Raw genomic sequence first — 25,678 nt, forward strand, 5'->3', positions numbered from 1 at the left:
GTACTCGCAGGTAGCGGTGCGTGAGGCGGCTGCGTGGAGGGAAGATCGCGGTCGTGTACCGCGAAGACATGACCAGCTGCGTGCGGTGGGAAATCCTGATGCACGAACGGTTCAGCGACGTGTGGATCTGCAAAGACTTCGGCCGCGCGACCACCAGCGCGGATCCCGCCGAGCTGGGCCGGGCCGTCCTCGGCGCATACCTCGCCGGCCGCGACAGCCGCGGTGAAACGTTCCGCGTCGTCGTCCGCACCCCCAACGGCTGCCAGACCGTCATCACCGCCGGCCATCTCACCGACCCCGGCTGGAAAGCGGATCCTGCCATCCGCCAAGCCCTGCCCGCCTACCTGCGCAACGCCCTCGCCTGACCCCAGCGAAGTCACCCGCCGACAACGTCTCGCCCCAGCACACCGCCGACCAGCCGCACCAGCGCCTCCTGCCAGCCCCCGACCGCACCGCATGATCTGAAGCCGGCCGGCCAGCAGACTCCCCTATGCGAGCGTTACGTAAACGGCCAGGCGGGGCGAACCTCCAACAGCGCACTGGGTCGCGCTGCACGGGAAACGCCCCGTGCCAGGAGGCCCTCCCACGGGACGGCGGGCTCTTCGCCAGCGACATTCCCCGAACGCACGCGACCGCCCGGGGTGGTGAGATGTCCCCGGAGAGGGAAAGCGATCACCAACCAGGTGCGACAGGCTGTGGGCGCTCTCAGCCTGTCTCGATCTGGCGGTGGGAGAAGACAATGGTCCGTGTCCGCAGTACGGCCGCCGGGGCGAGGCGGCTCGCCGTGCGGCGCAAGCACCGCACGGCACTGCCCCCGGACACCCGCGTGCCGCCGGGCGCGCCGCCCGTGCCCTGGCCCCGAGCGCAGACAGGAGACCGCACGTGACCGCCATGCCCCAGGGCCGCGACTGGACCCGTATGAAGCGCGCCGACTTCGACGACTGCGCCCCGCTCAACCTGGTCGAGGCGGGCGTGTGCCGGCCGGTGCCCGCCGTGCCCGACGAGTGCGGCACCCAGGCACTGTTCGGGAAGGACCCGGAGTCGCCGCGTCCCCGCCGTCCTCGCACGCCGGCCCCGGCACCCACCGAGAACTCCGAGAACACTGACACCTTGTTCTGAGCCGGTCCTCGAGTACAGGCCTGAGATTCCGCGGGCTGGCACCTTGCGCGAACGGCAGGCGGCAGGCGCAACCGGCAGCGCGGCTGCACGACGTCCCCGCACAGACCTCGGCAGGGGCCGAACCGCGGCGTGCGTCGTGCGTCCTGTGGCCGGTTGCTTCGGGTGCTTCCCGGATCACCCGCCAGCTAGGCGACTGGTCTGCCGCCGCTCAGCCGCCCAGCATGGCGCGTTGGGACGCTCACCCGCCCAGCGCGAGCCTGTGTTCGTCCAGGAGCCGAGCCTGGCCGTCGGGGCGCGTCTGCTGCGGTCGCTGGGCTTCTACGTCGGCCCAGACGCGTTTTCCCCACCCGAGCGGGGTCGGTTCCCCAGCGCAGGGCGATCCTGTCGACCAGGGCCAGGCCACGGCCGGTCTCGGCATCGTCGTCCACGTGGCACAGCACCGGCTCGGTGGTGCTCTTGTCGATGACGGCCACCCGTACGCGGTCTTGGGGGGAGCGGCGCAGTGTCACCCGGAACATCGCATGCCGGGCGTGTTGGATGGCGTTGGCGCTCAGTTCGGCGACGACGAGTTCGGCCCTGTTGGTGAGGTGTTGAAGCTGCCAGTGGGCCAGGGTGTGCGTCACGAACCAGCGGGTGGCGAAGGCCGATTGCGGCTCGCGAGGCAACACGGTCGTCGCCACTGGCATGCGGCACAGGCACCAGGCGCTGCGTCCGGCGCCGTCGAGGAGCCGCAGTCCGGTGGCGAAGTTCTCCAGCGCGCCGTACAGCAGCGTCCAGGGGCTGGTCGGATCGACCTCGCCTGCCGCCGTCAGGCGGCGCAGCGCGTCGGCGCGGGCTAGGGCCGAGCTGCGGATCAGGTGCGCGGCGCAGCACGGGCCCAGCGGGGCGTCGTCGGCGGCCAGGCTGCTGGCCGGGGCGGGCACGGGCAGCTGCCGGTAGGCGTCCTCACCGCGCGCCTGCTCGATCGCATGGAAGAGGCAGAAGGATGAGCGCCCTCGAAGGCCTGCGTGCTCATGCCCGGCAACAGTAGAAGGCACCGGCCGCGCGCGGGGTAGCCATTTTGCTGCCGACCGGTCGGGGCGCACCCGTGACGGGTGAGCTTGGTCGGTGCCAGCGCCCGCCCTGTCGCAGTTGTGCCGGTGATCGCCGTCCTCCGCCGCGGCTCCAACGTCGGGGCGGTACGCCCGCAGGACTTGGCGCACCTGTTCCACGTCGCCGAGTGGCCCTGGGCCCCAGCCCCGATCGGCAGATGAAAGGTCATCAATGTCCGTGCCAGGCTGGGTGTGTGGGTACGGCAGGTAGTTCCGGCCGTGCCCATGCGTCCATTCAGCTGCCACCCGCGAGGGAGCACCGTGAACAACCGCAACCGCATCCCGTACTTCCGCTGGCAGCGCCACTTGCCGCGTCTCTTACAGGACCGGAGCGCGGGCCTGATGATGGCCGGGGCGGCAGCCTTCGCCCTCTCGTTCGGTGTTCTCGGCGGTGTCGCTGAGCTGTCCGGCCCCTCATCTGACCCGTGCCAGCAGGCGCGCGACATCGCCGACGACGCCCGCCCCGCTGACGGAAAGGTGGACTCCGGCATTGAGCGCGAGCGAGCCGTCGACCCGGCAGGTGACTGGCTCGACGCCGCGAACGAATGCCTCAAGCGCGGCGGCGATCCGGGGCCCGGCTTCTAGATGTTGCTGGCCATGACGTTGGTGACGCTCGCGTGGAGGCGTGAGGCTGGAGGACGGTTCCCGGCGGCGGTGTGAGGCCGGTGGCAGTTGTAGTGGACGTTCCAGACCGCGATCGCCCGAGCTCGTTCTGCTTCAGAGGTCCACTGCCTGGCATAGAGGAGTTCTTCGGCGAGGATGCGCTGGTAGCGCTCGACCTTGCCGTTGTGCCGGGGCGTGTAGGGCTTGGTCCGCTGGTGGCGGGAGGCCCACCAGATCAGGGAGCGCTCGAAGACTGCGGCGCGGTAGTTTGCGCCGTTGTCGGTGACCACGCGCACGACCCGGTGAATGCCGTGGGCAGCGAAGAACGCGCGGGCGCGGCTGAGGAACGCCACGGTGGTGGCGGCCTTCTCGTCGGGAAGTGGCTCGGTGTAGGCCAAGCGGGAGAATCCGTCGACGGCAGAGTGCAGGTAGACGTACCCGCTCTTGGCGCCACCGGTCTTCGCACGCTGTGCGGCCCTGGCCTGCTCGGAGCCGCGTCCGTGGGCCCGCCACCCGCCGCCGTCGGGGATCTGCCCGACCTTCTTGACGTCCAGGTGGACCATGTGGCCCGGGTAGCGGGCCACGATCCGTTTCGACGGGCGCCTGTTGGCCGAGCCGTCGGGGTCGAGGAATCGGCGGTGGTTGATGCCCAGGCCAGCCACCGGCTTACGGTGCGCTCGCTGATCTGCACTCCTTGACTTGCGAGTTCGAGGGTGATCCGGCGGGCGTACCACTTGTTGTCCCGCCGCAACTGCTCGATCCGTTCGACGACATCGGGTGGGGTCTGGGTCGGTGAGGATCGCGGGACGCTTGGGCGGTCCTGCAGCCCGAGTTCGCCGTGCGTGTCGTACCGGTTCGTCCACTTGGACAGGCAGGCGCGAGAGACACCGGCCTCGGCGGCGACGTGCGCGATCGGACGGGTGCGGCAGCGCTCCACGAACCTTCGGCGTCCTTCGCTGTTCAAAGGGGCGTTCGCGTGTGTCACTGGAGCACCTCGGTGCTCCGGCCGGCCGTGATGGTGGCGAGGAGGGGGAACGCGATGAGCAGCGTGACCGCGACGAGGAGTCCGCTTGCCCAGAGCGGCCCGAGGTCCCCGGCTTCGGTGCTGAGGGTGGCCGCAGCGATGACGGGGCCAGCGGCGGCGCCCACGTTGAGCGCCGCGGTCGCATACGAGCCGGCCATGGTGGGGGCTCCAGCGGCCTCGTAGAGGACCCGCGTGATCAGCGTGCTGCCCAGCGCGAACGACAATGCGCCCTGCACGAACACGAGGATGAACAGGGCGACCGGCTCGTTGGCCAGCATCGCGAGGGCCAGCCAGCCGATGAGCAGCAGCGGGCCGCCGACTGCGATGACTGGACCGGGACGCCGGTCGGACAGCCGGCCGGCGATGGTGACGCCCACGAAGGAACCGGCGCCGAAGAGCACCAGGGCGACAGAGATCCACAACTCGCCCAGCCCGGCGCTGTCGGTCACCACGGGGGCGAGGAAGGTGAGGCTTCCGAAGGTTGCCGCGTTCACCAGCGCGCCGAGCAGCATCACCAGAATCAACCGCGGTCGTGTGAGCTGGGCGAGCTCCGCTTGCAACGCTGGCCTGCCAGTTGTCTCATCTTCATCACGTCCTGCTGGGATTCCCTTAAGGATGCCGAGAGCTGCCGGCAGGCAGAGAGCGGCGACAGCCCAGAATGTGGCCCGCCAGCCGAGCAACGTGCCGAGCACGGAGCCGCCAGGGACACCGGCGATCGTGGCCACCGTCGTGCCTGACAGCAACACAGCCAGCGCACGCCCCTTCTTGTCGGGTGAGACCCGTGTGGCGGCAGCCGTCAGAGCGACGGCAAGGAACCCTGCGTTCGCGAGCGCGGCGACGACCCGGGTGGCGAACAGGACCGGGAAGCTGGTGGTCATGGCGCTCACGGCATGAGCTGCCGCGAAAATGAGGATGAACCCGAGAAGGCTGGAGCGGCTGGACCAGTTACGGGCAAGCGCGGCCACAAGTGGGGCACCGACGATCATGCCGACCGCGAAGGCCGAAGTGAGCGTTCCGGCTGTCCCGACTGTGACATCGAGGTCTGAGGCGATGTCCGGCAGGAGGCCGGCAAGCATGAATTCCGAGGTGCCCATGGCGAAAACCGCCATGGCAAACAGGTACAGCGGGAGAGGCATCAAGTGGCTCCGAGGTGAGGAGAGGCACGAGTAGGTCTTCTCGTCACCGCGGCCAGCCCCGAATGCACCCTCGCCCGGCCGCAGAATGCGGCGGGACGACAGGGCTACGAGCTCAGTGGTTCAGGGGGCTGACGGCGTGACCGAAAGCCCCCACCTTGTCTGACTCAGGACTCGACATGGCCCGCACGGTACCCGGCCGATGCCCGTCGCAGCATCTTGGTTTCATTGACATCGGCCTGTGTCACCGACGTCATGTCCCACAACATCTAGAGCGTCTTGAGCGGGCGCGGGCGGCTGGGCTCGAGGTTCGGCCCACGGCCGATGCCATGGTGGACCGATACTCGCCTTCTCATGTCGTCGCGGAGCATCAAGGGCATGCCACGTTCACCGGTATCGCCGGGCTCGAGGACGACGAGGAGCCGGTCGGCGTCGGCGGATGTCCGGCTGGCGGGCAGCGCCTACTCAGCACATCCTGCCGCCCACTCGCTCATCCGAATGAACGCCGGCAGGAACCGGAATGGTGAACCGTTCCACCAGGACAGGGGGATGTCATGAGACTCTCGCGTCTACGACTGCCCCGAACAGGAGTGACCGCGCCGATCGCCGCCGCCGTCACGACCGCCCTGGCCGCCTCACTGATCGGCCTCGCACCAGCTCACGCCACGCCCCCCGCGGCCGCGCCCGCCGCATCCCGGGACCAGATCGCGTGCCCGCGCGGGTTCGTATGCATCTACCCCGACATCAACTTCAACGGACAGCCCTACGTCAAACGCGCCGTCGACGGGTCCGTGCGGCACCTGCCGGATTACATCCGCGGCAAGGGCAGCTCCGTCATCAACAACAGCAGCCGGACCGCGCGCGTCTACCAGAAGGACAACTACTTCGGCCGGCACGTCTGCGTCGGCCGCGAGGGCGGCTCCATCAGCGACCTGCGCTCCTATCAGCTCAACGACACCACTCACAGCCTGCGCAACAACGACACTCCCTGCGGCGCCTGATCGGCCACCCGAAAGGGCCGGGCGGTCTTCGTAACAACCCCGCCACCACAACGCGCCCGGAAACCTGAAGGGTTGTCACCGGCGCGAACGGTACGTCACACCACCGCACGCCTTGACCGTCATCCCAGGGGTGTCAGCGGGTGGGAGGGAGCTGGCCGGGCCGGTGCTCCTGCGGCAGCGGCCGGCTCAGCGGCGAGGTGGGCGGCAGGAGCAAGGCGCGGTCGGCGGTGGTGCGCCGGCGCATCTGCTCCAGGCAGCGTCGGACACGGGCGTGGGTGTAGAAGTCGATGGCGTCGGTGAGGTGGTCGAAGTCGTCGCCGTCGAGTCCTCGCGGGCGCGGCCCCAGGACGTCGGGGCCCGCCCGGTGGTGACGGCGCCGGTAGTCGCCGATGGCGGTCAGGAGCCTGGTGTAGGCATGCTGCTCGTCTTCGTCGTCCTCGCCGGGGGCGGTGATCTCCTCCATCCACGCCTCGGGAAGCGGTTCGCCGGAGAAGGTGCGGGGCGGCAGGACGTCCCGGGTCTGCTGCGGACCGCGGGGGTCTCGCTCCGCCGTTGGGGGTGTTTGCGCGGGTGGGGGTGAGGTCATGACGGTGCCGTTCTTCCGATTCCCTGGGCCCGAGCCCTTACAGGGCGGCAGGAGGGACTTTCGAGTCGACGACGTTCTGCCGCGCGCTCGGCTGGGAGGAGGACGCTCGGCTCAGTACCTGGGCCAGGTCGCGGTGTATCCGGTCGGCTTCCCCGCGGACCTGGACGGGGACGTCGCCGCGTTCGGCCACGAGGCGGTCATAGACTGGGGTCTGCTGGAACACGGCGGAACGGTTTCCCTTCAGCGGGCGGTTCGCGGACTGGCGCAGCATACGGGCCCAGGTCACGCTCCGCCGTGGGCGGGCGTGCAGGCCAGGACGGCGACCTCGGTCGTCCAGTCGCCGTCGAAGAGCGCGGCAATCAGGCGAGTATGGTCGTCGGGGAGCCGACCGGTGCGGTGTTTAGTCGGGCTTTGTCGAGCCAGGCGCCGATCTTGACGGTGTCGCCGCCGCCAACCCTCATATCCCCACCGAGCCCGCATCCCTCGCCCTGACCTGCCGGGAACTGATCACGCCCGTTGCCGTGGTGGTCGCGAACTGGACGGGCACGCGCTGGGGTTACGTGTGGAGAGCGGGGTCAGCCGGCGTCGTCGTCCGTGTCGTGTGCCGTCGCGTGCTGCAGTTCGACGCAGCATTCGCCTGGGCGGGGCGCGAGGACGGCTTGAACGGTGGGGGCTCTCATGCCTTCGAGGTATCCGGTGAGGAAGCCGTGGTTCATGCCGCATACCAGGTCGGGGGCTTGGGCGGAGAGGGGGTGGAAGGGGCAGTTGCGCAGTCGTAGCCGGTCGGGGGCCTCGCGGGCGGGTTCGAAGCCGTGCCGTTCGAGTGTGCGCTCGCACAGGGTGAGGCCGCGTTCGGCGCCGAGCCGACCGGGGCGCAGTTGTGCGCGTTCCTCCTCTCCGAGCTCTTGGCCTCGCTGTCTGGCGGTGCGAATGGCCGCTTGGACGGCGGTCTCGTCCTCGCCTTCGCTGATGACGGCTTGAACGAGCAGGTCGGCCAGGAGTTGATGGCGGCGGTCGGGGATGCTGACGTGGATGGGTGTGTCAGTGGGCTCGTACACCTTGGGTTGCCGGCCGACCTTGCGGATGCCGGTGGGGGACGCGTAGTGGGCGCGTAGCAGGCCGGCCTCGACGAGCTTGTCGAGGTGGAAGGCGGCGAGTTTCCGCGATGTTCCGGCGCTGGCGGCCGCCTCGTCGCGTGTGACGGGACGGCGGGCCCGGCGGATGAAGGCGAACATCTGTCGCCTGGTGCTCTCGCCGAGCGCGCTGACGGAGTCGATCGCTGCATCTGCGGAAGACGCCGGCGGCGTCACGTCTGAGGTCACTCCTTCACGGTAACGCCAGCGGACATCGCCGAAAGTTCCCCGTACGCCGTAGTCCAGCGCACTTGACGGCCATCACGAATAAGACCAAGATTCGTTGGTGAAATGAGGAGGTGGTCACGATGGCCCAGCCACACCAGGCCAAGCAGCCGGTCAGTGCCGTGCTTGCCGGCCCGTACGGGCACCCGTTCCACCCGATGATGGTGACCGTGCCGATCGGGGCTTGGGCGGGCAGCCTGGTCTTCGACATCGCCTCCCACGGGGTGGCAGACCCGCAATTCCTGTCCCGCGGGGCGATGTGGCTGATCGCCCTTGGGGTGATCGGCGCTCTGGCCGCAGCGATGGTGGGCTTCCTGGATTTGTTCGCCATCCCGGCCGGCACCCGTGCGTTCCGGGTTGGTTTGATCCACATGACGCTGAACCTGCTGGTGACGGCCTCCTACATCGGCAATTTCCTGTGGCGCCACGCCGGCGCCGGCCCCTCCGGCAGCGTCGATGCCGGGCCGCTGACGCTCAGCGCCTGCGCCTTCGCGGTGCTCGGAGCCTCGGGATGGCTAGGCGGCAAACTCTCCTACCGCTACGGCGTCCGGGTCGCGGACGAGGCGACCCAGGCCGAGGGCTTCACCTCCGGCCGCCCCGGCCCTACCGGCTGACCCTGTTCCTTCGGCCGCTCCCCATCCTTTTCTGTCACTGTCTCCCCCCCCACCCACCTGGAGTTCTCATGGACATCGCCGCACTGGTCACCTGGGTGATCACCGCTCTCGGCGGCTTCTACATGCTGGCCACCTGGCTTTCGCGCGGCGGTGCCCGCGGCGGCAACAGCCACTTGCCGGTCCCCGTGATCTTCGGCCACTTCGCGCTCGCCGCAATCGGCCTGGTCATCTGGATCATCTACGTGGTCACCGGCAAGGACGCACTGGCCTGGACCGCCTTCATCCTGCTGGTGCCCGTCGCCCTGCTCGGCTTCGTGATGCTGACCCGCTGGATTCCCGTCTACCGCTCACGCGCCACCACGCCGGCAGTGGGCGCAGGCGACGAGGCCGCTCCCGCCGAGCGGCACTTCCCCGTGGCCGTGGTCGGCACCCACGGCCTGTTCGCCGTCATCACGGTGGTCCTGGTCCTGCTGACCGCTCTGGGTATGGGCGGCAGCTGACATGACCCAGTCCACCACCGCTCTGCCGCAGCCGTTCGAGCCGATACCCCAGGCCGCCGCCTTGCGCGTCATCCCCCCTGCCGGGCAAGAAATCGACCTGACGGCTGCCGAACAGGCCGCCGCCCAGTTCCTCAACGCCCTCGGTGTCAGCACCGACTCCGAGAGCCTGCGCGGCACTCCCGGCCGGATGGCCCGCGCCTACGCCGAGCTGTTCAGTCCCCGCCCGTTCGACCTCACGACCTTCCCCAACGACGAGGGGTACGACGAACTGGTCCTGGCCCGCAGCATCCCCCTGCGATCGATGTGCACCTGCTGCCCTTCGTCGGCACCGCCCACATCGGATACCTGCCCGGTGAGCGCATCCTGGGACTGTCCAAACTCGCCCGCATCCTGGAACACTTCGCCTGCCGTCCCCAGGTCCAAGAACGCCTCACGAAGCAGGTCGCGGACTGGCTGCAGAACCACCTGCAACCCAAAGGCGTCGGTGTCGTCATCCAGGCGGAGCACACCTGTATGACCCTGCGCGGCGTCCAGGCCACGGGCACCACGACCATGACCTCGACCCTCCGCGGCCTCCTGCGCACCGACGCACGTTCCCGCAGCGAGTTCCTCACCCTGACCGGTCTGCCCCGCTGAGGCCGGCAGCCCCCACCACTCATCGAAAGCTGAGAACCCGAAGTCGCCCTGCCTTCAGGCGTCCGACGCTTTCCTCGCCGACGGCTTTCCCGGCCACTGGCACGAAGACAGACGCCTCACCCACCTCGTTCACGGCTGTCGCCGTGCGCGCGGCGGAAGTCGGAAAGCACCAGGTACGCGATCCGCCTCGCCGAAGCGTGAGAGAAGCCTGACGGTGACCGACGGCATGACCGCGGTGGCGCGTTCCCGTGTTCGAGGCGGGGACGCTCAAACACACCAAGCGCAGCGGCTGGTGGATGGCCGGCGTCAAGGATCCCGAATCGGTCGCGGATCACTCCTGGCGCACCGCCCTCATCGCGTCGATCATCGCCCAGCTGGAGGGCGCCGACCCGGCCCGCGCCGCGTTTCTCGCCGTGTCGCACGACTCCCAGGAAGCCCGCACCGGCGACGCGAACCACCTGGGCAAGAACAAGGTCATGCGGGCGTCCTGCCGCGGTCACGCTCGCCCCAGACCATCCGTTTTTGCCGGACGGTCGGGGGCGCGTACGTCCCCGCTGACGCCGGACGCGCAAGTCGCACGGTGCGGCCCGCCAGTTGGATGCGGCCGGGTCCGGATGTGGGGTGCACGCTCACCTTGCTCAGCGGGTCGGTGGCCGGTGGCCGGGTCGGTTCGTGTCGGCCGGGGGCTGTAGGCGCAGCGGTGAGGTCGGCGGCAGGAGGGCGGCGCGTTCGGCGGTGGTGCGGGCCCGGATCTTTTCCAGGCGGTGCTGGACGCGGGCGTGGGTGTACAGGTCGATCGCGTCGGTGAGGTGGTCCCACTCCTCGCCGTCGAGGCCTGCCGGGCGCGGGCCGAGGACGTCGGGGCCGGCGCGGTGGTGGCGGCGCCGGTAGTCGCTGATGGCGGTCAGCAGCCGGGTGTAGGTGCGCTGCTCGTCTTCGTCGTCCTCGCCGGGGGCGGTGATCTCCTCCATCCACGCCTCTGGCAGGGGCTCGCCGGCGAAGGCGGCGGCCAGGGCGCGCCGCGCGAGGCGCGCGTCCAGTGCTGCGTAGGAAGCGGGGGCGATGCCGAGGGGGTCGCGCAGCGCCGGGTGGTCGGGCAGGGGTCCGCCGGGCGGGGGCGCGTTGAGGTGGTCGAGGGCGGCGGCAATCACGACGGAGGCGGGGGCATGGGGGCGGCGGCAGGTGCAGCGGGCGGCGGCGTCCGGTCAGGGCGCGGACCCGGGCATCGAGGTCGTCCCACGCGGCGGCGTCGTCCGGGTCGTCGGGGCGCGGGCCCAGTCCCGGCACACCGATGATGGCGTGGCGGGTGCGCCACAGCTCCACCAGCGCGGCCGTTGTGGACCAGACGTGGCGGCGCTGAGGCGTGCTAGTGGGTGGTGGCGGGCCGAGGGGCGGGCCGAGGGGGCGGGCCCAGGCGGGCGGGGCGGCGGCCAGGGTGTGGCCACGGTCGGCGAGCGAGCGGGCCAGGATGCGGTGGCGTTCGGCGAGGTGCGTGCGCCAGTGGGCGGGGGTGTCGGGGTGGGTCAGGGCGTGGGAGTCGGCGGCCCAGTCCGGTATCTCGCCGCGGTGGTGGGGGCGGTGGGGGGCGTGGTCGGGCAGGCGCTCGCGGAAGCGGAGTTCGGCGTGGATCTTGTCGGAGACAGCGTCGGCGCGGGCCAGCGCGGCACGCGCCCACTGCCGACGCTGGTGGACGGCGGCCTGCCGCGTCTTGAGGGCGCGGCGGACTTGGGCCAGCGAGGTGGCGCCGGGGGCTGCGGTGGAGGCGGCCATCTCGCGCTGGAAGTCCTCGCGGGCCAGGTCGCGCCAGGTCAGGGCGCGGCGTAGTTGGGACTCGCGGGTGAGGTCGGTGATGTGGTGCCGAGCGGTCGCCGACACTGGCGTTCCGTCGGCTTGGGCGTGGCGGAGTTGGGTGCGGACGGTGGCGAGTTGGGCGGCGAGTTCGCGGCGGGAGAGGCCGCCCAGGCGTCGCTGGTCCCAGGCGGGTTGGGTGTGGCCGGTGCGGGTGGTGACGGGGGCGGGCAGGTGGGTGAGGGCGGCGTCGGCCGCTGTGAGCGCTTCCCGGGCTACGGCGCGGTGGGAGGCGGAGAGCCGGGTCAGGGTGTGCAGCTGGGTCAGCGTGAGCGCGGCGAGCGGGCGCGGCCGGTCGTCGCGTTGGGCTTCGGCGGCGTCCTTGAGGTGCTGGCGCAGCCGCCAGGTCAGCACCGCGGCCGGATCGTCGGCGTCGGTGAACCCGCGCGCGGGCACCGTGCGGGCCAGCAGGCGGGGCAGGTCGAACCCGGCCCGTTCGGCGGTGTTCAGGGCGCGGATGAGGGCGGGGTAGGCGTCGGCGGCCAGGAACGTCGCGGCCCGGTCCGGGCCGAGGGCGTCCTCGAGCAGCCCAGTCAGCCGGGCGGTGGTCGCGCGCTCGGCGACGTCGGCGAACTCCGCCGACAGCTGCCCGGGCGCGCTGATCTCGCGCTGCAGCGCGGCGATCGACTCGGTCGCCGACAGCTGCACACGGCGCCGGGCGGCAATCGACGCGAGGACATCGTCGAGGCGGTCGCCGTCATCGAGGGTCACGTAGAGCCGGTTCGTGCGCGTCCCGCGGGTCAGCTGCACGTAGACGCCTTCGCGAGTGGAGCGGGCGGAGGCCAGCGCGTGGGTGGTGTCGACCGTCATGCCCTGGGCGCGGTGAATGGTCGAGGCGTAGCCGAGCTCGCACTGGCTCGCGAGGTAGTCGGCGGGCAGCCGGATCCGGCCGCGGTGGCGGGTGTGGCGGACTATCGCGTCGCCGTCGGGCAGGATCTTGGTGACAGTCCAGGTGTCGCCGTTCTTTACGAAGTCCCGTCCGCCGCGCACGAGCATGCGGCGCCGGTTGAGACGGGTGACGATCACGTCCCCTACGTGCGCATGCTGTCCGGCGCGCAGCCGGGCGGCCTGGCTGGTGTCGACGGTGCCGGCCTGGATGTGCCAGGCCTGGGCGCGGGCGTTGAGGGCGGTCACGGTCGCCGTGTCGGCGGCCGTCATCAGCGAGGACAGTCCTTCCTCGAGGTCGCTGGCCCAGGCGGTGAAGACGGCATCGGACCTCGCGTCGTGGTTTCCAGCGACGATCCGGCCCTTGTCCCGGTACCAGGAGAACGCGGCCCGGTGGTCGTCGCTCACGCGACGGGACGTGCCATCCGGTCCGCCCGTCCTTGCTCGCGTAACTGCGCCCGATGCCGTTTACACCACTCCACGGGACGTGACCCGAGCGTGGCGGCCTTCCGGCAGTCATGCGCGGAAGAAACACAAGCCGTCCGGCCACTTCTCTGCATCCACTCGCCGGCTGGGCCGACCGCGGCCTACAGGCAGCGTTCACGGCACCTGGCCGCGCTCGAAGTAGGCGACCAGTTCGGGGTCCAGGGCCGGTACGTCGTAGGGCCTGCCGCCTTCGCGCAGCGAGCGGGTGGCCAGGGCCCCGGCGGCGACGCTCATCCGGGCGGCGACTGGGGAGGTGTCGGTGGCTCCTCCCTGCCGGATGAAGCGGCAGAACTCTGCCGTGATCCGGGAGTCGCCGCCGCCATGGGATCCGTCGGCGTTAGGTACCCGGTAGCTGATGTCGGCATCGGCGCGGTAGCCGCTGGGACCGGAGTTCCAGACCTTCACGGTGTCGCCGGGGTCGTCACCGAAGTTCTCCAGGCGGCCCTCGGTGCCGATGACGGTGTAGTTGCGCCAGTAGTCCGGGGTGAAGTGGCACTGCTGGTAGGCGGCGGTGACGCCGTTGTCCAACTGCATGTTCATCACCGACACGTCCTCGACATCGACGACGTGATGCAGGTCGCGTTGGGCGGTGGGCGGCCAGTCGAAGTCGCGCAGCCAGCCCTCCGGGCGAGGGGTGTCGGGCTCCCGGCGTGGCAGATCCCCGTAGACCAGCAGGTCGCCGAGGGCGTTGACGCGGCTGGTATAGCCGCCGGCCAGCCAGTGCTGCACGTTGATGTCCTGCGGGGCCTTCTGCAGCAGCAGACCGTTGGTGCGGCTACGGTCCGCGTGCCAGTCCTTGAAGTAGTAGTCACCGCCATACCCGACGAAGTGACGCACCCACACCGCCTTGGGTTCGCCGGTGTCGCCGCGCGCGATGATGTCGCGCATCAAGCGCACCACGCCTGTCTGGCGCATGTTGTGGCCGACGTACAGCCGGGTGCCGGTCTCGTACGCGGTGCTCAGGATGGTGTCGCACTGCTCCACGGTGATGCCGAGCGGCTTCTCCACGAAGGCGGGCACTCCTGCGCGGAGCATGTCGCAGGCGATGGCCCCATGGGAGTCGTCCGGGGTCGCCACGATGACGGCGTCGAGGTCGCCGCGCTCCAGGAGCTGCCTGTGGTTCTCGACGGCGATGTCGGTGTTGAAGCGCTCGGCCTCGCGCTTGCGCACGTCCGAGTCGAGGTCGGCGATTGCGACAATCACCCAGCCGCGGCCCGGGCGGTGGGCTGCGGCGGCGATGCTGCGGCGCAGGGGAACCGGGGGGTGCGGCGACCGGACGGTCGCCGCACCCGGGGCGGCGCGTCAGTTGCTGGTCTTGCAGGTGATTTCTGTGCGGTAGATCTGCATGTCGCCACCGGCGGCATGCGGCTTCAGGCACTCGTCGTGCGCGATGTACATCACCTGGTAGTACAGCGGCTGTATGACCTGGTCGGCGAAAATGGCGTCCTCGGCCGCCTGCCAGTGCTTGTCCGCCTCGGTCTGGTTCTTCGAGGCCCAGGCCTTGGCAATCTCCGCTGTCGCGGTCGCGTTGGTGTACTTCAGGCGGTAGTTGGAGTCCACCATGATGGAGGCCACCCATTCCGAGGCGCTCGGGAAGGATGATCCCCACAGGGCGATGGTCGGACCGTCCAAGGTGTAGTTGTTGATGTCGTCACCGAGTGCGGCTGCTGGCATGGGCTTCGGCTCGACCTTCAGCCCGATCTTCTTCGCCTCGTTGGAGATGGCCAATGCCGTTGCGGCGTCGGTGGTGTTCGCCGAGTCGTAGAACATCGGGATGGTGCCCTTGAAGCCTGACTGGTCCAGCAGCTTTTTGGCGCCTGCAGGGTTGAAGGTGCACGTCGGGCCGCACGCATCCTTGCGGTACGCAGACACCGAATCCGGCACGAGTGATCGGGCGGCTTGGCTGGAACCGAGGAACAGGTGCTTGGAGATGGCGTCCCGGTCGGTGATCATCGAGAAGGCCTCCCGGACCTCCTTCGGATACTTGCTGTCCAGGTAGGTCGGCCAGGTGACGTAGGTCTCCAGAGTGTTCTTTGTGATGGCAGTCAGGCGTTTCCCGCCGAGTGCGTTCTTGCCTTGGGCGACGAGACCCGGTGGCAGGCTGCGCAGGATGTCGGCGTTACCGGCGACCACGTCCTGATAGGCGGTGTTGTCGTCGGTGTAGACCCGGAAAACGATCTTGGATGCCGCGCTGTCGGGCACCCAACCCTTATAGTTCTTGTCCCGCTGCAGGACCGCCTCCACCTGCGGATCCAGCTTGGTCAGGACGTAGGGGCCGTTGCCGATCGGGTGCTTGTCATACTTCACCGGGTCCTTGAACGCCGACTCCGGCATCGGGCAGAACGGCAGAGTTGCCAGCATGTACGGTACGTCGTTGTTCGGGCTGTCCATCGTCAAGGTAAAGGTGCTGTCGTCGACCAGCTTCAGGCCCGAAAGCTCGGTCTTCGTAGCCTTGCCCTTGGCCGGGTTCAGCTCCGGGTATCCCGACAGGTGGATGAAGGCGTAGTTGCCTGCCATCCCGTTGGAGCCAAGTGCGCTGAAGTTGAACGAGTCGACCCACGTCTTTGCGGTGATCGGCGTGCCGTCGGAGAAGGTACGGCCGGGTGCGACCTTGATCGTCCAGGTGACCTGGTCGTCGCTGCTGACGCTCTGGGCACCAGCCATGAGGACCTTGCCGGCCTCGTCGATCCTGGTCAGCCCCTCGCACAGGGCCATGCCGATCTGGCTTCCAGGGTTCTGCGGGCCGGTGATCCGGGTGATCGCTTGCATCTGCACGGCAGTGATGGTGCTGGACCGGGTCTTGCCGCTGTTCGTGCTGTCAGTGCTGCCGTCCAGGCTCCCGCTACAGCCGGCCAGGATTGCACAGGCGGTGGTAGCTGCGAGTACCGCAATCACGTTGTTGACGACTCTCACTATTTTCCTCTCAGGGGTGAAGACTCCACATGGGTCGGACCGGACAGGCCAGATCGTCAAGGTGCCCGGTAGGGCAACCCGACATGGGAGGCACGCACCTCGTGAGCGCGGAGGCAGGCCGCCTGGTGTCCGTCCCCGAGATCGGTCAACGCAGGCAGGGTGTGGGCGCAGTCGGCGATCGCGGTATAGCAGCGGGTGTGAAACGGGCAGCCCGGTGGCGGGTCGATCGGCGACGGCGGGTCTCCCTCGAGCACGACCCGGTCGATCCGGTGTCCGGGCGGCAGTCTTTTCGGGATGGCCGAGAGCAGCGCGCGGGTGTACGGGTGAGCTGACGTGTTGTAGACCGCGTCGCACGGACCTTCCTCGACGATCTTGCCGAGATACATCGTGACGATCCGGTCGGACATGTGCTGCACCACGTCGAGGTCGTGGGCGATGAAGATGATCGTCAGTCCGTGCTTCTGCTTGAGTCCGTTCAACAGGTTCAGCACCTGAGCTCGCACGGAGATGTCCAAGGCGGAGACGGGCTCGTCGCAGACCAGCAGTTTGGGACTCAGTGCCAGTGCCCGAGCGATGCCAACCCGCTGCAGCTGGCCACCGGAGCATTCGTGGGGATATTTGTCGGCATGCGTCGGGTCGAGACCCACATCGGCCAGGAGCTCGTCAACCCGGTAGGGCACCTGCTGCCGTGGCATCAGTCCGTGGGTGTGGATCCCCTCGGCGATCGAGTCTCCTATCGTCCGGCGGGGGTTGAGAGAGGCGAACGGGTCCTGGAAGACCAGCTGGATGCCTCGGCGGAAGGCGCTTGTCTCCCCCCGGCTCATCGCGGCAAGGTCGCGTCCCTGCCAGAGCACGCGACCTGTGGCCGGCCGCTCCAGCCCGACGATCAGCCTGGCAAGCGATGATTTTCCGCAGCCCGATTCGCCCACCAAGCCGACGGTCTCACCGGTTGCCACGTCCAGTGTCACGCCGTCGACAGCCCGGATCATGCCCGTCCGCCGGACACCGAACTTCGCACTTTTCGGCTTGTACGTCTGCTTGACATCCTCAAGCCTGAGCAACGGGGTATTCATCCTTTACCTCCTTCCAGTGGTGACAGGCCGTCGTGCGATCGGCGGACATGCGGTGGAGGGGCGGCGCCTCACTCCTGCACAGTTCGGTGGCGAATCGGCAGCGGGGATGGAAGCTGCAGCCGCTCGGCCGGTTTGCCAGCTGCGGCGGCAAACCCGAGATGGTGGGCAGGTCCCCACCCTTGTGCTGCGGTCCGGGGATCGAACCGAGCAGGCCGATCGTGTACGGATGGGCCGGTCGGTCTAGGAGCTGTGCGATCGGCGCCCGCTCGACCAGGCCGCCGCTGTACATCACCAGCGCCTCTTCAGCGATCTGGGCAGCGACACCGAGGTCGTGCGTGATCAGCATGAGGCTCATGTTGCGTTCCTGTTGCAGCTCGGCGAGCAGGTCGAGGATCTGTGCCTGGACGGTGACATCGAGCGCGGTGGTCGGCTCGTCAGCGATGAGGAGCTTCGGCTCCAGGGCCAACGCCATAGCGATCATGATCCGTTGCCGCATGCCACCAGAGAACTGGAACGGATAGTCCCCGGCCCGGTTTGCAGCGTCCGGAATCTTGACCGCCCTCATCATGTCGATGGCTGCGGCCTCGGCATCCTTGCGGCCAGCTCCCCGATGGATCCGATACAACTCGGCGATCTGCCGAACCACGGGCACCACTGGGTTCAGTGCCGACAGCGCATCCTGGAAGACCATGGCGATCTCGGCCCCCTGCACTTTGCGGAACGCCTTGGGCGACAGGGCCAACAGGTCGGTGCCCTCGAGCAGGATCTGGCCCTCAGTGATCCGCGCCGGGGGTGTCGGCAGGATCCCCATGATTGCCTTGGCGGTGATGCTCTTGCCGCATCCGGACTCGCCCAGCACGGCCAGGGTGGACCCGCGGCCGATGGTGAAGCTGAGGTCTTGGACGGCCGGCAGCCGACGCTGACCGGTGCGGAATTCGATCGCGAGGTTCTTGACCTCGAGCAGCGGGTTGTCCATCAACGCCCCCTGGGGTCGAGCACGTCACGCAGGTTCTCACCCAGGACGACGAAGGCGAGGGTGGTCAGTCCGAGCATCCCGGCCGGGAAGAACATCAGGAACGGAGCCACCTGCCAGTTGCCGTCCGAACTGGCCGCGGCGATCTGCACACCCCAGGAGAGCGTAGGAAGCTTGATTCCGACACCGAGGATGGAAAATCCCGCCTCGGCCGTCATGCCGATCCCGACGCTGAGCGTCGACATCACGATCAAGGGAGTGATCGCGTTGGGTACGACGTGCCGGCGCAGAATCCCCCAGTGCCCGACACCCAGCACGCGGGCGGCCTGGACGTACTCCAGTTGTTTGATCTGCAGCACCGAACCGCGCAGGTAGCGCATGGTTCCGGCCCAGCTGAAAAGCACCAGCACGAGGACGATGGTCCAGACGGTCCGGGACTTGAACTGATACAGGATCACCAGACTGGCGATCCCGACCGGCACACCCAGAATGATGTCGGCCACGCGGGAGATGACCACGTCCACGAAGCCGCCGAAGTAGCCGGCCAGCGAACCGGCAACCATGGCGATAAGGAAGGTGAGGACCGCCACCAACAGACCGACCTCGAGGGAGATCCGCGCGCCGTGAACGATGTTGGAGAAGTAGTCGCAGCCCTGCATGTCGAACCCGAACGGGTGTCCGGACCGGGGTCCCAGTCTGGACTGGCCAAGTGAGCAGTCTCGCGGGTCGATGCTGGTGAACAGGCCCGGCATGACGGCCATCAGCGCGACCACCAAGATGATCAACACGGACAGGATGAGAAACGGCTGCCGCCACGTGCTGAGCAGGCCATCAGCCACCAGTCGGCGGCGCTTTCTGCGGCCCTGTTGCGGGGCTGACGGTTCGGTTTTCGCTGCAGCCGCGGCCGAGGTCTCGATGGTGTCAGGCATGGCGGACCCTTGGATCGATGATCGGATAAAGCAGATCGACCACCAGCGCGGTGAGCAGATAGAAAAGCAGCAAGAACACAGAGACCCCGACGACGACCGTTCCCTGCTGCTGAGAGATCGCCGTGGAGAGCGTGCCGCCCAACCCGGGAAGGTTGAAGATGGATTCGATCAGCACCGAGCCACCGAGCAGGCCGGCCAAGCTCAGTCCGAGGTAGGTCACCACCGGCAGAAAGGCGTTCCGAAGCGCGTGCAACCAGATCACCCGGCCGGGTGAGGCGCCCTTCGCCCGCGCAGTGACGATGTAGTCCGATGCGAGTACGTCGATCAGACTGGTTCGTGTCAGCCTCGCCAACGGTGCCGCGGTCTCCAGGGCCAGCACCAACGCCGGCATGATGAACGCCTTGGGGAAACCTGTACGCACGCCGGAGATCGGCAACAGATCTGCCTTGATGCCGATCAAGTATTGGGAGAAATAGGCGATGAGGAAGCCTGGTACAGCGAGGAAGAAGATAGTGAAGAACAGATTGAACTTATCGGGGATGCCGTCCTTGCGAAGCCCCGCCCAGACACCCGCCAGCACGCCGATCACGATCTTCAGGGCAAAAGCGGACAGCGCGAGCGCCAGCGTATAGGGGAAGGCTGTCTTGATCAGGCCGCTGACCGAGTTGTTGTTGAAGTCGTATCCGAAGTTGCCGTGCAGCACATTGCCGACGTATTTCACGTACTGCACGAGGAAGGGGTCGTCCAGGTTGTACTGCCCCCGAATCGCAGTGATGCTCGAATCCGAGAGCCGCTTGCCGCCGGCCAGAGCAAGCACCGGATCGCCGGGGATCAGAAAGACCAGCAGGTAGATAAGGAACGTCGAACCGAGGACGGTCGGGATCATGAACAAAACCCGCCGGATCGTGTATCTCAGCACCGCTGCACCTTCAGGTCTGTGTCGGTGAAGTAACCGGCCGGATCGGCGTCCAGCGGCTCGACGGGGTGGCGCTCACCCTCATGCAGGAGCGACATCCGGATCGCCTGCACGGTTGCCCTTGCATCTCGTGACGCCACGTCACGCGACTCAATCGCCGAACGTTCAGGTCCCACGCGTGCCGCGAGCACATCCAGCGGGCCCTCGGACGTCGGCGGGGGCACTGGAACCAGTACGTCCGGCCACGCCCCTGTCATGGGCCGGGTCGGCTGCTTCTTCGCGCCGGACGGCATGCCGTCATCAGGTTCACGGGGCTGCGGCACCGATGTTCGCGCGGATGAGGCCGGCGCCTCTGCTGTCGACACGGGCACCTCCAGGGGTGGGTGGGCGATCTCGCATTCGCCGCGGAACGGAAGACAACCTCAGCGGTGCCGCCGCGGTCGGCTGCGCGGCGACAGGCACATGGTTCATCACCTGCCCCCTCGATGGCAAGAGTTGTGTATTTCAACGCTGTAACGAACATTCCCAAGCACTAGCTGATAACGGTCAGGCCGCGACGGCAAAGACGACCCCCTACCAGGGCGCTCCGCCGGGGCCCTTGCGGCCCTTGCCGGGCAACGACCTATCGCCGGAATGCTCGACACTGCTCGCTCATGCACTCTTGAGCGACTCCAACAACACAATCGAGCATAAGGTGGCAGCACATGATCTCCGGTACCCCCGGTATGGGCGCCCGCCGCCTGACCCGCACCTCGACCAGGGCCGGGGCCGCCTTGGCACTCGCGGTGCGGCTCGGCCTGGGCGCAACGACCACCACTCACGCCAGCCCGGCTGGCGGGGGGGGACACCCCCTGCACGTATACCAACTACGCACTCCCCACCGGCACCCCGGCTCTCGGCACCGTCCCCTAGAGCAACACCGTCACCACCGACCGGCTTCACCTCGCACACGTCTGGTCGCACCAGTTCGGCTTCAACGTGGGCAACGGCGGCTACATCGGGATGCAGGACAACGGAGGCGAGGACCAGCTCTTCCTCTTCTCCGCCTGGGGCGTCACCGAGGCCAAGGCAGGTACCGCGGGCAGCTGGTGCCAGGACTTCGGCGGCGAGGCCACCGGCGAGAACTGCCGCGCGAACGTGCCGTGGAAGGCCGGGAACACCTACACCTTCACGGTGTCCTCCGAGGGCGACGGCTGGTTCGGCGCGACGGTCACCGACACCACCGCCGGCACGTCCTTCAAGCTGGGCAGCATCCGCACCCCGGCCACCGGTGTCAACACCGCAGGCATGGTCGACTGGGTCGAGTTATGAGTGGAACATGACCCCCTCCACCTGCATCCAGCAGCCCTACAGCGCGGCCACCTTCGGCCTGCCCATCGGTACCCTGGCGGACGGCACCAAGGTCACCGCCTCGGTCTCCGGGCTGAGCAACAACGGGGACTGCTCCAACGTCTCCACGGTGGCCGTGCCCGGGGGCAGCCGGCAGATCCACGGGACCGGCAACTCGGTCCGGGGCGCCGTCACCGGCAACGCCGGCAAGTGCCTGGACGTGGAGAACACCGACTACGCACAGCTGGAGTGGGCGGAGGACGCCGACCTGCCGGCCGTCGAGAACCGGGCGGCCGTGGTGGAGAGCGGCCGCCAGCGACCATGGCTGGATGCACGGTGCCGACCGCACGCTGCGCCTGGTGAACGACTTCTGCCTCGCCGCGGCCTCCGACGCGGACGACGAGAAGAAGACCCCGGTGACCGTCACCACCTGCGCGGCCACCCAACGTCCAGCGTGATCTCCTCCAGCACCCCGCTGGCCAGCGGACCGATCAGCTCGTAGGACTGGGGGCGGGCGACCCCGCCCGTCACCAGGATCCTGATCTGCGGGCGGATCACCAGTTCGTTGGCGATGTTGAGCGCGTTGGTCACCACGGCCAGCGCCGGAGGGCCGCTGCTCCTCGCCGTGGGGTCGCCTCCGATGTCGGTGCGTACCTTCAGGGCGCGGGCGACCTCGGTGACCGTGGTGCCGCCGGTCAGCCCCACAAACCTCGCCGACTTCGCCGACTGCCATCAGGTCTGCCACCGACCGGCCGATGCGCTGCTTCTCCGATGCGTTCCGGGCCGTCTTGTAGCGCAGCGGCAGCTCAAGGCGAGCATCTGCTGCTCGGCGAGCTGGTCGAGGTCGCGGCCGAGACGTCTAGTGCCGTCGCGGCCTCCTCCCCCTCAACCCGGCCATGCTCGGCAAGCAGTTCCATCGGTGCGTTCCACCGGGCGCCCTGGGACAGGTGCTCTCCGTGTGTGGTGTTTGGACGTCGTGCTCCCGTCGAGCGATTAGCCGGACAGGCGCAAGCCTGACATAGATAGTCAATCGATCAGTTATGGATTAGTTTTGCGCTTAGTTTTGTGCTTGATAATGATTGTTCCGCTCCTGTAGCTTGCGTAAACGTGCATCTACCCGTCAGTAGGAGTGGCAGCTATGACGTTTGTTGATGTTGAGATCGCCAGCCAGCCTGAGTGCTGGCGTCGCGCGGCCGCCCGGGCCGCCGAAACAACGGTGCTGCCCACCCGCGGCGAACGTATCGCCATCGTCGGCTGCGGCACCTCGCTCTACATGGCCCAGGCCTACGCCGCGCTCCGGGAGGGCCATGGTCACGGCGAGTCCGACGCCTTCGCCGCCTCGGAGTTCCCCTTCGGCCGCCGGTACGACCGGGTCATCGCCCTCACCCGCTCCGGGACCACCACCGAGGTCCTGGACCTGCTCCGCCGGCTCCGCGGCACCACCCGCACCGTCGTTGTCACCGCGGTCCCAGGCCCCGAGGTGACGTCGGTCGCCGGCGAGCTGGTCGACCTCCGCTTCGCCGACGAGCAGTCAGTGGTGCAGACCCGCTTCGCGACCACTGCGCTCACCCTCTTCCGCGCCCACCTCGGCCTGCACTCCGACGCCGTCGTACGCGACGCCGAGACCGCACTGGCCGAGCCTCTGCCCGAAGGACTGGTCGACAGGACGCAGCTCGCCTTCCTCGGCCGCGGCTGGACGGTCGGCCTGGCCAACGAGGCCGCGCTGAAGATGAAAGAGGCGTCGCTGTCCTGGACCGAGTCCTACCCGGCCATGGAGTACCGCCACGGCCCGATCAGCATCGCCACCGACACCACCGCGACCTGGATGTTCGGCCCCGCCCCCAAGGGCATGCCCGAGCAGGTACGCAGCACCGGCGCCCGCTGGGTCAGCAGCGACCTGGACCCACTGGCCGACCTAGTCCGCGTCCAGCGCCTGGCCGTCGCCCGCGCGGTCGCCCGCGGCCTCGACCCGGACCGCCCGCGTCACCTGACGCGCTCGGTGGTCCTTCAGGACGCCTGACGGCCATGAGCCACCTCATAGCCGTCGACATCGGCAGGACCGGGACCAAGGCGGCTCTGCTCGACGCCGCAGGCTATTCCTCGAGCACTCCTGGCAGTCCACCGACCGCGGACGCGGCCCGCACCCGGTGGTGCATCGCATCCTCGATCGCGTCGGTGACCTGCAGCGGCAGGCGGCCGAGGCCGGACGTCCGGCCTCGGCCGTGGGACTCGCCGTCCCCGGCATCGTCGACTCGGCCGCCGGCGTCGGCGTCCACTCCGCGACCATCGGGTGGCGTGACGTCCCCTTCGCGGACCTGGTACGCGAGCGGACCGGCCTGCCCGTCGCGGTGAGCCACGACGTCCGCGCCGGAGGCGCGGCAGGGGGCCGGGCTCGGGCACCGCGACTTCCTGTTCGCTCCTGTCGGCACCGGCATTGCGGCCGCCTTGGCCGCGACGGGCAAGCGGTGCCCGGCGCACACAACCGGACCGGGGAGATCGGCCACACCCCGTACGGCCGGGCGGGGAGCCCTGCGTCTGCGGGGCCACCGGATGCGCGGAGGCCTATGCCTCGGCAGCCACCGTCGCCCGCCGCCACACCGCCACCACTGGCAGCCACACCGACGCGGCGCAGGTCGCACGGCTCGCCGCAGGGGGCGACGCGGCCGCGCGTGCCGTCCGGGACGACGCGGTCTCCGCGCTGGCTGACGTCCTCCTCATCACCTGCGCGATGCTGGACCCGTCGCTGATCGTCCTGGGCGGCGGCCTCGCCGAGTCCGGCGACCTGCTGCTCACCCCGCTGCGTGCGCGTGAGGAGCGGGACCTGGCCGTCTCCGCGGTGGCGACCGTGCCGTATCAGCGGCCGACGGAAGTACCACTGAGTGCCTGCTTGTGGTGCGGGTGGCAGGTCGAGGCGACTCGTGTTGCTCGGCGCGGTGCCCTGCTGGCCTCGTCCCCCGTCGGGCTGTGCGAGCAGTGCCTGTCGCTGGGCTGGACCGATGATCTCCAGTACCAGGGATCCGCTGAGGTGTGGCCGTGGCGGGCGGTCCGTGAGCTGCGCGCAGTGCTGCCCGAGGAGCCGTTCCACTCATCCGGATGCGCGCTGTGCGGGCGCACCGATGCGGTGGCGCGGCCGTGGTGTCCGGGTGACGCTGTTGTTCCTTCAACGAACCCGGCGGATCAGCTTGATGCAGAGGGCGCCAGCCATGGCGCTGACAGCCGCTAGGGTGAAGAGTCCCGGGAAGCCGAAGGCTGGCAAAACGGCCAGTGCGATCAGGGGTGCTGCGATCTGTGGTGCGGTGTTTGCGAGGTTGAGGATCCCCAGATCCTTGGCGCGGTGGTCTTCATTGGGCAGTACTTCGGCCATCAGCGCCTGGTCCACGGCGCTGTAGGCGCCGTAACCGAGGCCTCCGAGGACCGCGAAGCCGTAAAAGGCCCAAAGCGAAGGGCTGACCGCTAGCGGCACCGCGGCTGCACCCATCAGCAGCGCGGCGGCAATGACGATCACCTTGCGCCGTCGCAGCCAGTCGGAGAGCGGGCCGACGACCACGTTGCCCGTGCCGGAAGCGACGGCGGTGACGATGCCGCCGGTGGCGATCACCTTAGCGGCGGCTGAAGTACTGAGACCGAGGTAGTCAGTGAGAGTGTAAAGCTGGTACAGAAGGACGACGAACAAGCTCAGGAGGGCGAAAAAGCGGCCGACCAGGGCCCAGGCGAAGTCGGCGTCACGAGGCGGGAGGAGGCACTTGACCAGCGCGGCTGAGAAGAATACACCGCGCGGCTCGTGCTTGTTCGGACGGTCGGGGGCGAGGAAGAAGACCAGCACGGCTCCTGCCGCCAGTATCCACGGCACCCAGCGCAGCCCCAGCGCGGGCACGGCCAGGAATAGGCCCGCGATCACGCCTGAAAGGCTCTGCGCGAGGAGCTGGCCAGCCCCGACCCAGGACGAGATCTTACCCAGATCGGCCGGTCTCACCCGGTCCGGCAGGACTGCGATCAGCGGGCCGAGAAAGGCGTTCAGTGAGATCTGGAAACCCAGCCACAGCGCCACCAGCGCCGTGAAGTCGTGAACGAAGGACATCGCGCTGACCCAGGCGGCCGCGGCGAGTCCGCCGCCCAAAATCCATGGGTTCCGTCGGCCATAGCGGGATCGAGTGCGGTCCGACAGCGCACCGAACACGACGTTGGCGAGTGTCGCGGCCGCCCCGCCGATGATGGTAAGGGTCGCGTAGTGGGCGACCTTCGTCCGTGCGTCTACCTGGGCCAGAAGAGCCTGGAGCAGGGTCAGGCTCGTGAGCATGGGAAGCAACCAGCTGAAGTGGGCCAGAAACAGCACCGGGCCGAGCCGCCCTCGACGCGTCGGCTGCTGTCGTTGGGCGAGCACAGGGATTTAGGCTGTCGCGGCCGAGGCAGACAAAGCGAGTTCGGGCATCGCAAAGCTCCTTCGCCGCGCTGTCGGTCCTGCGGAGGGTCGGGCCGGCAATGGTGAAACGCGTGCGCACTTCGCGCTGCGGTCGAAGCACGCGCACAATGCCCACTTTTACACGTCCAGGCTCTTCGAGCCGACTCTTGTGCCGCGCCGGGCACGCCTGTACGTCGGCGAAGCGCCGTGGTCGCGGAGATAATGGGGATCTCCGGGGGCTGTTTCCGCCAGCATGAAGGAG

General features: G+C 68.7%; 23 protein-coding genes and 5 pseudogenes. 13 read left to right on the plus strand and 15 right to left on the minus strand.

The genetic code is table 11. The features are described from left to right. Positions 1–68: 68 nt before the first annotated feature. A complete protein-coding gene (locus ABZ478_RS19430) occupies positions 69–365 on the plus strand; it encodes a hypothetical protein (protein ID WP_359550963.1) in 297 nt (98 codons plus the stop codon). A 517-nt stretch (positions 366–882) separates the two neighbouring features. Then, positions 883–1,119, plus strand: a complete 237-nt coding sequence (locus ABZ478_RS19435; RefSeq protein WP_359550965.1) for a hypothetical protein — start codon at positions 883–885, stop codon at positions 1,117–1,119. 185 nt (positions 1,120–1,304) lie between these two features. Here ABZ478_RS19435 and ABZ478_RS19440 read toward each other — a convergent pair whose 3' ends face one another. After that, complete coding sequence (locus tag ABZ478_RS19440) at positions 1,305–2,042, minus strand: ATP-binding protein (protein ID WP_359550967.1); 738 nt, start codon at positions 2,040–2,042, stop codon at positions 1,305–1,307. A 429-nt stretch (positions 2,043–2,471) separates the two neighbouring features. Here ABZ478_RS19440 and ABZ478_RS19445 point away from each other — a divergent pair, with 429 nt between their 5' ends. After that, complete coding sequence (locus ABZ478_RS19445) at positions 2,472–2,795, plus strand: hypothetical protein (protein ID WP_359550969.1); 324 nt, start codon at positions 2,472–2,474, stop codon at positions 2,793–2,795. Here the strand turns inward: ABZ478_RS19445 and ABZ478_RS19450 are convergent. Both ABZ478_RS19450 and ABZ478_RS19455 read right to left on the minus strand, forming a co-directional pair. Next, positions 2,792–3,798 (minus strand): annotated as a pseudogene (locus ABZ478_RS19450) (IS481 family transposase). The gene ABZ478_RS19445 and the pseudogene ABZ478_RS19450 overlap by 4 nt on opposite strands. Then, positions 3,795–4,973, minus strand: coding sequence for a Cmx/CmrA family chloramphenicol efflux MFS transporter (locus ABZ478_RS19455; protein ID WP_359550972.1), 1,179 nt, complete (start codon positions 4,971–4,973; stop codon positions 3,795–3,797). The pseudogene ABZ478_RS19450 and the gene ABZ478_RS19455 overlap by 4 nt, the downstream one beginning before the upstream one ends. Before the next feature lie 551 nt (positions 4,974–5,524). On the opposite strand from ABZ478_RS19455, the gene ABZ478_RS19460 reads away from it, so the two are divergent. Beyond that, positions 5,525–5,971: a peptidase inhibitor family I36 protein gene (locus ABZ478_RS19460; protein WP_359550974.1), complete on the plus strand. Its 447-nt coding sequence runs from the start codon at positions 5,525–5,527 to the stop codon at positions 5,969–5,971. A 133-nt stretch (positions 5,972–6,104) separates the two neighbouring features. Here the strand turns inward: ABZ478_RS19460 and ABZ478_RS19465 are convergent, their stop codons facing one another. The 3 genes from ABZ478_RS19465 to ABZ478_RS19475 all read right to left on the minus strand — a co-directional run bounded on the left by ABZ478_RS19465 (position 6,105) and on the right by ABZ478_RS19475 (position 7,879). Next, positions 6,105–6,557 (minus strand): hypothetical protein, encoded by a 453-nt coding sequence (locus tag ABZ478_RS19465; protein WP_359550977.1) that lies wholly within the window; start codon positions 6,555–6,557, stop codon positions 6,105–6,107. Positions 6,558–6,594: 37 nt separating this feature from the next. Next, positions 6,595–6,780 (minus strand): hypothetical protein, encoded by a 186-nt coding sequence (locus ABZ478_RS19470; RefSeq protein WP_359550979.1) that lies wholly within the window; start codon positions 6,778–6,780, stop codon positions 6,595–6,597. A 352-nt stretch (positions 6,781–7,132) separates the two neighbouring features. Beyond that, positions 7,133–7,879, minus strand: a complete 747-nt coding sequence (locus ABZ478_RS19475) for a helix-turn-helix domain-containing protein (RefSeq protein WP_359550981.1) — start codon at positions 7,877–7,879, stop codon at positions 7,133–7,135. Positions 7,880–7,998: 119 nt separating this feature from the next. Between ABZ478_RS19475 and ABZ478_RS19480 the strand changes: the two genes are divergently transcribed. From ABZ478_RS19480 to ABZ478_RS19495, 4 genes and pseudogenes are all read left to right on the plus strand, one after another. Further along, the gene (locus ABZ478_RS19480) at positions 7,999–8,529 is read left to right on the plus strand and encodes a DUF2231 domain-containing protein (RefSeq protein ID WP_359550984.1); all 531 of its coding nucleotides are present in this window, start codon (positions 7,999–8,001) and stop codon (positions 8,527–8,529) included. A 68-nt stretch (positions 8,530–8,597) separates the two neighbouring features. Further along, positions 8,598–9,029, plus strand: a complete 432-nt coding sequence (locus ABZ478_RS19485; RefSeq protein ID WP_359550986.1) for a hypothetical protein — start codon at positions 8,598–8,600, stop codon at positions 9,027–9,029. Position 9,030: 1 nt separating this feature from the next. After that, positions 9,031–9,665: pseudogene (gene folE / locus ABZ478_RS19490) on the plus strand (GTP cyclohydrolase I). Positions 9,666–9,879: 214 nt separating this feature from the next. Further along, positions 9,880–10,132: pseudogene (locus ABZ478_RS19495) on the plus strand (HD domain-containing protein); the annotation flags it as partial. A gap of 7 nt (positions 10,133–10,139) precedes the next feature. Here the strand turns inward: ABZ478_RS19495 and ABZ478_RS19500 are convergent. The 7 genes from ABZ478_RS19500 to ABZ478_RS19530 all read right to left on the minus strand — a co-directional run bounded on the left by ABZ478_RS19500 (position 10,140) and on the right by ABZ478_RS19530 (position 19,658). Continuing rightward, on the minus strand, positions 10,140–12,806 hold the full coding sequence (locus tag ABZ478_RS19500; protein WP_359550988.1) for a hypothetical protein: 2,667 nt from the start codon (positions 12,804–12,806) through the stop codon (positions 10,140–10,142). Positions 12,807–12,998: 192 nt separating this feature from the next. Next, complete coding sequence (locus ABZ478_RS19505; RefSeq protein ID WP_359551245.1) at positions 12,999–14,135, minus strand: Gfo/Idh/MocA family oxidoreductase; 1,137 nt, start codon at positions 14,133–14,135, stop codon at positions 12,999–13,001. A gap of 51 nt (positions 14,136–14,186) precedes the next feature. Further along, positions 14,187–15,779 carry an ABC transporter substrate-binding protein gene (locus ABZ478_RS19510; RefSeq protein ID WP_359550989.1) on the minus strand — a complete coding sequence of 531 codons (1,593 nt, stop codon included), beginning with the start codon at positions 15,777–15,779 and terminating at the stop codon, positions 14,187–14,189. 74 nt (positions 15,780–15,853) lie between these two features. Next, on the minus strand, positions 15,854–16,870 hold the full coding sequence (locus ABZ478_RS19515; RefSeq protein WP_359550991.1) for an oligopeptide/dipeptide ABC transporter ATP-binding protein: 1,017 nt from the start codon (positions 16,868–16,870) through the stop codon (positions 15,854–15,856). Then, positions 16,845–17,846: an ABC transporter ATP-binding protein gene (locus ABZ478_RS19520; RefSeq protein WP_359550994.1), complete on the minus strand. Its 1,002-nt coding sequence runs from the start codon at positions 17,844–17,846 to the stop codon at positions 16,845–16,847. Before ABZ478_RS19520 ends, ABZ478_RS19515 begins: the two co-directional genes overlap by 26 nt. Continuing rightward, on the minus strand, positions 17,846–18,772 hold the full coding sequence (locus ABZ478_RS19525) for an ABC transporter permease (protein WP_359550997.1): 927 nt from the start codon (positions 18,770–18,772) through the stop codon (positions 17,846–17,848). Before ABZ478_RS19525 ends, ABZ478_RS19520 begins: the two co-directional genes overlap by 1 nt. After that, a complete protein-coding gene (locus tag ABZ478_RS19530; protein ID WP_359550999.1) occupies positions 18,765–19,658 on the minus strand; it encodes an ABC transporter permease in 894 nt (297 codons plus the stop codon). The genes ABZ478_RS19525 and ABZ478_RS19530 overlap by 8 nt, the downstream gene beginning before the upstream one ends. A gap of 1,032 nt (positions 19,659–20,690) precedes the next feature. Between ABZ478_RS19530 and ABZ478_RS19535 the strand changes: the two genes are divergently transcribed. Beyond that, on the plus strand, positions 20,691–20,999 hold the full coding sequence (locus tag ABZ478_RS19535) for a DUF3472 domain-containing protein (protein ID WP_359551002.1): 309 nt from the start codon (positions 20,691–20,693) through the stop codon (positions 20,997–20,999). A 7-nt stretch (positions 21,000–21,006) separates the two neighbouring features. Further along, positions 21,007–21,519: a hypothetical protein gene (locus ABZ478_RS19540; protein ID WP_359551003.1), complete on the plus strand. Its 513-nt coding sequence runs from the start codon at positions 21,007–21,009 to the stop codon at positions 21,517–21,519. Here the strand turns inward: ABZ478_RS19540 and ABZ478_RS19545 are convergent. Beyond that, positions 21,462–21,964, minus strand: a pseudogene (locus ABZ478_RS19545) (alkaline phosphatase); the annotation flags it as partial. The gene ABZ478_RS19540 and the pseudogene ABZ478_RS19545 overlap by 58 nt on opposite strands. Before the next feature lie 191 nt (positions 21,965–22,155). Here ABZ478_RS19545 and ABZ478_RS19550 point away from each other — a divergent pair. The 3 genes and pseudogenes from ABZ478_RS19550 to ABZ478_RS19560 all read left to right on the plus strand — a co-directional run bounded on the left by ABZ478_RS19550 (position 22,156) and on the right by ABZ478_RS19560 (position 24,240). Beyond that, the gene (locus ABZ478_RS19550) at positions 22,156–23,037 is read left to right on the plus strand and encodes a sugar isomerase (protein WP_359551005.1); all 882 of its coding nucleotides are present in this window, start codon (positions 22,156–22,158) and stop codon (positions 23,035–23,037) included. 130 nt (positions 23,038–23,167) lie between these two features. Further along, positions 23,168–23,329, plus strand: a pseudogene (locus ABZ478_RS19555) (ROK family protein); the annotation flags it as partial. Between the two features lie 122 nt (positions 23,330–23,451). Beyond that, entirely contained in the window at positions 23,452–24,240 is a 789-nt protein-coding gene (locus ABZ478_RS19560) for an ROK family protein (RefSeq protein WP_359551008.1), read from the plus strand. On the opposite strand, the gene ABZ478_RS19565 is transcribed toward ABZ478_RS19560, so the two are convergent. Then, a complete protein-coding gene (locus tag ABZ478_RS19565; protein WP_359551010.1) occupies positions 24,178–25,398 on the minus strand; it encodes an MFS transporter in 1,221 nt (406 codons plus the stop codon). The two genes, ABZ478_RS19560 and ABZ478_RS19565, sit on opposite strands and share 63 nt — an antisense overlap. Positions 25,399–25,678 lie beyond the last annotated feature (280 nt).

Origin of the sequence: Streptomyces sp. NPDC005706 (assembly GCF_040631045.1) — a bacterium.
Taxonomy (GTDB): domain Bacteria; phylum Actinomycetota; class Actinomycetes; order Streptomycetales; family Streptomycetaceae; genus Streptomyces.

What these genes read in the sequence shown, in the direction of transcription:
- ABZ478_RS19480 (WP_359550984.1), top strand. Translation starts at nt 7,999, where the DNA reads ATGGCCCAGCCACACCAGGCCAAGCAGCCGGTCAGTGCCGTGCTTGCC.
- ABZ478_RS19525 (WP_359550997.1), bottom strand. Translation starts at nt 18,772, where the DNA reads ATGCCTGACACCATCGAGACCTCGGCCGCGGCTGCAGCGAAAACCGAA.
- ABZ478_RS19465 (WP_359550977.1), bottom strand. Translation starts at nt 6,557, where the DNA reads ATGACCTCACCCCCACCCGCGCAAACACCCCCAACGGCGGAGCGAGAC.
- ABZ478_RS19520 (WP_359550994.1), bottom strand. Translation starts at nt 17,846, where the DNA reads ATGGACAACCCGCTGCTCGAGGTCAAGAACCTCGCGATCGAATTCCGC.
- ABZ478_RS19515 (WP_359550991.1), bottom strand. Translation starts at nt 16,870, where the DNA reads ATGAATACCCCGTTGCTCAGGCTTGAGGATGTCAAGCAGACGTACAAG.
- ABZ478_RS19460 (WP_359550974.1), top strand. Translation starts at nt 5,525, where the DNA reads ATGAGACTCTCGCGTCTACGACTGCCCCGAACAGGAGTGACCGCGCCG.
- ABZ478_RS19535 (WP_359551002.1), top strand. Translation starts at nt 20,691, where the DNA reads ATGCAGGACAACGGAGGCGAGGACCAGCTCTTCCTCTTCTCCGCCTGG.
- ABZ478_RS19430 (WP_359550963.1), top strand. Translation starts at nt 69, where the DNA reads ATGACCAGCTGCGTGCGGTGGGAAATCCTGATGCACGAACGGTTCAGC.
- ABZ478_RS19455 (WP_359550972.1), bottom strand. Translation starts at nt 4,973, where the DNA reads ATGCCTCTCCCGCTGTACCTGTTTGCCATGGCGGTTTTCGCCATGGGC.
- ABZ478_RS19540 (WP_359551003.1), top strand. Translation starts at nt 21,007, where the DNA reads ATGACCCCCTCCACCTGCATCCAGCAGCCCTACAGCGCGGCCACCTTC.
- ABZ478_RS19550 (WP_359551005.1), top strand. Translation starts at nt 22,156, where the DNA reads ATGACGTTTGTTGATGTTGAGATCGCCAGCCAGCCTGAGTGCTGGCGT.
- ABZ478_RS19485 (WP_359550986.1), top strand. Translation starts at nt 8,598, where the DNA reads ATGGACATCGCCGCACTGGTCACCTGGGTGATCACCGCTCTCGGCGGC.
- ABZ478_RS19530 (WP_359550999.1), bottom strand. Translation starts at nt 19,658, where the DNA reads ATGATCCCGACCGTCCTCGGTTCGACGTTCCTTATCTACCTGCTGGTC.